Source organism: Streptomyces sp. NPDC005485, assembly GCF_040606085.1.
In the GTDB taxonomy this organism is placed as follows: Bacteria; Actinomycetota; Actinomycetes; order Streptomycetales; family Streptomycetaceae; genus Streptomyces.
In genome coordinates, this window is sequence record NZ_JBEXDZ010000281.1 from 1 (window position 1) to 5,556 (window position 5,556).

The window sequence follows — 5,556 nt, forward strand, 5'->3', positions numbered from 1 at the left end:
TATGAACTCCCCGCCCTGATCGCCCTCGCCCAAGCGGGCCGGATCACCCCGGAGTCCGTGGTCTCGCACCGCTTCGGCCTCTCCGAGGGCCCGGCATGTGAGGCGACGTACGTGCCGCGCTTCTCGACCGCCATCTGATAGAGCCGCCCGGCGCGGTACGAGGAGCGGACCAGCGGGCCCGACATCACACCGGAGAAGCCGATCTCCTCGGCCTCCTCCTTCAGCTCCACGAACTCGTGCGGCTTGACCCAGCGCTCCACGGGGTGGTGGCGCACGGTCGGGCGCAGGTACTGCGTGATCGTGATGAGCTCGCAGCCCGCGTCGTGCAGCTGCTGCAGCGCCTCGCTGATCTCCTCGCGGGTCTCGCCCATGCCGAGGATCAGGTTCGACTTCGTGACCAGACCGTAGTCGCGGGCCTCGGTGATGACCTTCAGCGAGCGCTCGTAGCGGAAGCCGGGGCGGATGCGCTTGAAGATCCGCGGCACCGTCTCCACGTTGTGCGCGAAGACCTCCGGGCGCGAGGAGAAGACCTCGGCCAGCTGCTCGGGCTCGGCGTTGAAGTCGGGGGCGAGCAGTTCGACCTTGGTGCGGCCGGCCTCGCGGCCCGCCGTCTGCGCGTGGATCTGGCGGACCGTCTCCGCGTACAGCCAGGCGCCGCCGTCCTCCAGGTCGTCACGCGCGACGCCCGTGATCGTGGCGTAGTTCAGGTCCATCGTGACGACGGACTCGCCCACGCGGCGCGGCTCGTCGCGGTCCAGTGCCTCGGGCTTGCCCGTGTCGATCTGGCAGAAGTCGCAGCGCCGGGTGCACTGGTCCCCGCCGATGAGGAAGGTGGCCTCGCGGTCTTCCCAGCACTCGTAGATGTTGGGACAGCCCGCCTCCTGGCAGACCGTGTGCAGGCCCTCGCTCTTCACGAGGCTCTGCATCTTCGTGTACTCGGGACCCATTTTCGCCCGGGTCTTGATCCACTCGGGCTTGCGCTCGATGGGGGTCTGGGCGTTCCTGACCTCCAGGCGCAGCATCTTGCGTCCGTCGGGTGCGACTGCGGACACATCGGCTCCCTGTAACTTCGATTCGTCGGCGTACACCAGGGTACGCCCGTGCTGTTTCCGACCCTGCGTCCGGGCAACCTTCGGCTCCGGGGGTACATTCCCCGGGTGCCGGAGGTCAGGCCGAGGCGCGCTCGATCTCGCGCGGCTTCAGGTCCGCGTGCTCCAGGACGTCCTGCAGATGCCTCTCGGCCACCGGCAGGACCTCGCCGATGGTGAGGTCGCGGCCCAGCTCGCCGGCGAGGGACGCCACTCCCGCGTCGCGGATGCCGCACGGGATGATGCGGTCGAACCAGACGTTGTCCGGGTTCACGTTCAGCGCGAAGCCGTGCATCGTGACGCCCTTGGCGACCCGGATGCCGATCGCGGCGACCTTGCGGTCCTCGCGGCGCTGGCCCGCGTTGGACGGCGCGTACTCCGGGCCGTTCATCCGCGGGTCGAACTCCTCGTCCGTCAGCCGCGGGTCGAAGTCGAGGGAGAGTCCGCCGAGGGACGGCCGCTGCTCCACCGGATCTCCGAGCACCCACACCCCGCTGCGGCCCTCGACCCGGGAGGTCTCCACGCCGAACTCCGCACACGTACGGATAAGCGCCTCTTCCAGACGTCGTACATGTGCTACGACGTCCACCGGGCGCGGCAGCTTCTGGATGGGGTAGCCCACCAGCTGGCCCGGGCCGTGCCAGGTGATCTTGCCGCCGCGGTCCACGTCGATCACGGGGGTGCCGTCCAGCGGGCGTTCGTCGTCCGCGGTGCGCCGGCCCGCCGTGTAGACCGGCGGGTGCTCGAGCAGCAGGCAGGTGTCGGGAACCTCGTCCAGGAATCGGGCGGCGTGCACCCGGCGCTGCTCGTCCCACGCCTCCTGGTACTCCACGGCCTCGGCACCGAATCCCATGCGGACGAACCGCAGCTCACTCACGGCAAGCGCCTCCCTTGAAGCTTCCTCACGCACACGGCAGGCACGCGGTGCCTGCGTCAGGCACGTAACGCGCCCAAGCCACTGTACGTCCGGCCGATTCACGTCAGCCCCGCGGCCAATCCTCACACGATCGGATGAATGAACGTCGAAATGTGCGATCGCCTGCTTACGCTCCGCTACATTCGCGCCGTTCACGAGGCCATAAGGGCTGCTCACTAGGCAATCCGGGCACCCAGTGTGCCTGGAAGGCAGGAGACCGCACCGCAGATGACGGAACGACCCGCGCAGCGCACGCCCAACCGTCAGCTCGCCGCGCTCATCGCAGAAGCGGGGTTCTCCAACGCAGGTCTCGCCCGTCGCGTGGACCAGCTCGGCCTGGAACACGGCCTGGATCTCAGATACGACAAGACCTCCGTCACCCGGTGGCTGCGCGGACAGCAGCCCAGAGGCACGACACCCGCGCTCATCGCCGAGGTCTTCACCCGCAGACTCGGCCGCCGGCTCACGGCGCTCGACCTCGGGCTCGACGCATGTGCGCCCGTCTACGCGGGCCTGGAGTTCGCCGCGACCCCCGAGGAGGCCGTCGACATCGTCAGCGGCCTGTGGCGCAAGGACTCCGGCAGCCACGCCGAACTCCGCAAGATCGCCTTCACCCCGGCCGGGCTCGTCGTGCCCAGCCGGGACTGGCTCATCGGCCGCGCCGACGACCGCGTCAGCCGCGGCGACACCACGACCGTGCGCGTCCCCCCGCAGGGGCGGCCCGTCGTGCCCCGCCAGCGCCACCAGACCGAGCGCGGGCCCGGCCAGAAGGTCACCGGCGGCGACATCGCCGCCCTGCGCTCGGTGGGCGAGCTGTTCCGCACCCTCGATCACGCCTACGGCGGCGGCCACGCCCGCCAGGCCCTCGTCCGCTACCTGGAGCACGAGGCCGAACCGATGCTGCGCGGCACCTACGGCGAGCAGACCGGGCGGCGGCTGTTCGCCGCCGCCGCCGACCTCACCCGGCTGGCCGGCTGGACCTCGTACGACATCGCCGCGCACGGGCTCGCCCAGCGGTACTACGTTCAGGCACTGCGGCTCTCCCAGGCCGCCGGAGACCGGGCGTACGGCTCGTACGTCCTCGTCACCATGAGCCGCCAGGCCGTCTATCTCGGCCACGGCCGAGAGGCCGTGCAGCTCGCCCGCGTCGCCCAGCAGGGCGTCGGATCAGCGGTGCCGCCCGTCGTGCAGGCGCTGCTGCACTCCGCGGAGGCGCGCGGGCACGGCGTGCTGGGGGAGGTGCGGGCCTGTACGGCCTCCCTGGTACGCGCCGAACGGGCCCTGGAGACCTCCCGGACCGGCGACGAAGTCCCGTACTGGGCCCGGTGCTTCGACGAGGCACAGCTCGCCGACGACTTCGGGCACTGCCACCGCGACCTCCAGCAGTACCGGGCCGCGGCCCAGCACGCCGAGCGCTCGCTGCAGCTGCGCGCGCCCGCGTACGCGCGCAGCCGGCTGTTCTGCCGGGTCGTCCTCGCCTCGGCCCGGCTCGGACTCGGCGAACTCGACCAGGCCTGCCAGCTGGGGGCGGAGGCCGCCGCCCAGGCTGCGGAGATGCGGTCGGTACGGGCGATCGAGTACGTACGGGACTTCGAGCGGCGGCTTGAGCCCTACCGTGACGCGGCGCCGGTGCGGGGGTACCGGGACCGGGTGGCGGCGCTCGGCTGACGCCGGCGCCGACGTCCACTCCGGCTGCGGCTCCGGCGCCCACGCCTCGTGTTCACGCGGCGGGTTCCAGGACTTCCTCCAGGAACGCCGGGCGCGCGCCCACGTCCGTGAGCAGGGCGTGGGCGGCCCGGCGGCCCGAGTGGAGCGCGCCCTGCACGGTGCTCGTGTCGCGGTGGTCGCCGCAGACGTACAGGCCGGCCAGGAGCCGTACCGGACGGCGCAGGTCGTGCGGCGGGGGCATTGCCGGCACCGCCTCCGGGTCCTGGTGCACCGCGAGAAGCTCCCAGCGTTTGGTCGACGTCCCGTAGAGGCGGGCCAGTTGGGCGCGGACCGCCGCGTCCAGGTGTGCGGCCGCCGGGGGAGTGCCCAGCACCGTCGAGGAGATCAGCACCCGGCCCGCGGGCGCCCGCGTCGGGTCGACCTGGCTCACCACCGCGGTGTGCGCCACCGGGCCGCCCCGATCGGCGTCCAGGAGCAACGCGGGGTCGGTCAGCGGCGGCTCGTCCGTGGTGTGGTGCAGCACCGTCACCGGGTGGAAGCCCGGCACCCGCAGGCCCGGCAGGAGGCGGGCGGCGGCGCGTGCCCCGGTCGCCAGCAGCAGGGCCCGGCAGGTGAGTTCGCCGTGGTCGCGGGTGGTGACGGCGGTGGTGGAGACCGCCGTGACCTGGACGCCCGTGTGGACGGTCCCCGGCGGCAGCGCGGTCGCGAGGAGCTCCGGGAGCGTGTCGGCGCCGCCCTCCGGCAGACAGAGCCGGCCCGTCGCGAAGGCGTGCAGGGCCAGGTCGGCGACGCGGCTGGACGTCCGCAGCGACGGGTCGCAGAGCAGCGCGGCCAGGAGGGGGCGCAGGAAGCCGTCGATCGCCCGGGGCGGGAAACCGCGGCCCGTCAGTGCCTCGGAGGCGGGGAGGTCCGGGCGTGAGCGCAGGCGGCGGGGTGGGGTCGCGGCGAGGCGGGACAGGGCGGTGGTGAGGCGGGCGCGGTCGGTGGGGCCGCCCACCGGGCCCGGGCCTGAGCCCAGGCCCGGTATCGGACCCGATCCCGATCCTGGGCCCGGGCCCGCAGGGCCGGACTGGGGTCGGGGCAGAGGCAGGCGGGGGGCGCTTGCGAGGGCGCGTGCGGCGGTGAATGCGCCCCTTGTGCTCCGGGAGCTCCGGGGGGTGCGGGGCGGGGTGGGGGCGCCGACGTGGTGGTGGCGGCCGTCGCTGTGCAGGAGGACGCCCGGGGAGAACGGGCGCAGGGTCAGGGCGTCCAGTCCTGGGGTGCAGCGCAGTTCGGGGTACGACGTGAAGAGCAACTGGCCTATCCGGTCGAGCCGGAAGCCGTCCACCTTCTCCGTCGACATACGGCCCCCCACGTGTGGGGCAGCCTCCAGGACCGTGACCCTCAGGCCCGCCCTGGTCAGATGGTGGGCGGCCGCGAGTCCGGCGACTCCGGCCCCTACGATCACCACGTCCACGTCGTTCGGGATCTCCCTGATCTCGACGTGGCCCGTGTGCTCCATGCGCTTCGTGTGGTCCGCCTGGCGTGCGGGCTCTAGCACGTTGCCCCTCCTCGAGGTTGCGCGGCCGGTGGGGGCGTCATGCCCCAAACGGGCTTCCGGAATACCCGAGTTCGGGACGAGGGTAGGCGCGGGGGGTGGCGGCGGGAGCCGCGCGGGGGGATGGCATGGGGGCATGCCGGGGCGCGTGTGCTGGCGGGGCGCCCATCGCAGGGGGGTTCGTTGTGGGTCGGGTCCGTGCCGTCTGCTGGCGTGGGCGCCGTTCGCGTGGGGGTCGGTGGGTGGGTCGGGTCCGTGCCGGTACGTCTTGCCCGTCGCCGCGTGGGCGTACTGCCCGGGGTCGAGCACGGCGAAGCTTGGCTGGGGGCCTGCTACGCGACGGGCAG

3 protein-coding genes and 1 pseudogene are annotated in these 5,556 nt (G+C 72.8%); 1 reads left to right on the plus strand and 3 read right to left on the minus strand.

What is annotated here, in order from left to right; translation table 11 throughout:
• Positions 1-116: 116 nt before the first annotated feature.
• Positions 117-1,052: pseudogene (lipA, locus tag ABZS97_RS43245) on the minus strand (lipoyl synthase); the annotation flags it as partial.
• 115 nt (positions 1,053-1,167) lie between these two features.
• On the minus strand, positions 1,168-1,965 hold the full coding sequence (lipB, locus tag ABZS97_RS43250) for a lipoyl(octanoyl) transferase LipB (protein ID WP_356149250.1): 798 nt from the start codon (positions 1,963-1,965) through the stop codon (positions 1,168-1,170).
• Between the two features lie 267 nt (positions 1,966-2,232).
• Here lipB and ABZS97_RS43255 point away from each other — a divergent pair, with 267 nt between their 5' ends.
• Positions 2,233-3,672: a regulator gene (locus ABZS97_RS43255; RefSeq protein ID WP_356149253.1), complete on the plus strand. Its 1,440-nt coding sequence runs from the start codon at positions 2,233-2,235 to the stop codon at positions 3,670-3,672.
• A 52-nt stretch (positions 3,673-3,724) separates the two neighbouring features.
• Here the strand turns inward: ABZS97_RS43255 and ABZS97_RS43260 are convergent, their stop codons facing one another.
• Positions 3,725-5,173, minus strand: coding sequence for an NAD(P)/FAD-dependent oxidoreductase (locus tag ABZS97_RS43260; RefSeq protein ID WP_356149256.1), 1,449 nt, complete (start codon positions 5,171-5,173; stop codon positions 3,725-3,727).
• Positions 5,174-5,556 lie beyond the last annotated feature (383 nt).

What these genes read in the sequence shown, in the direction of transcription:
- ABZS97_RS43255 (WP_356149253.1), top strand. Translation starts at nt 2,233, where the DNA reads ATGACGGAACGACCCGCGCAGCGCACGCCCAACCGTCAGCTCGCCGCG.
- ABZS97_RS43260 (WP_356149256.1), bottom strand. Translation starts at nt 5,173, where the DNA reads ATGGAGCACACGGGCCACGTCGAGATCAGGGAGATCCCGAACGACGTG.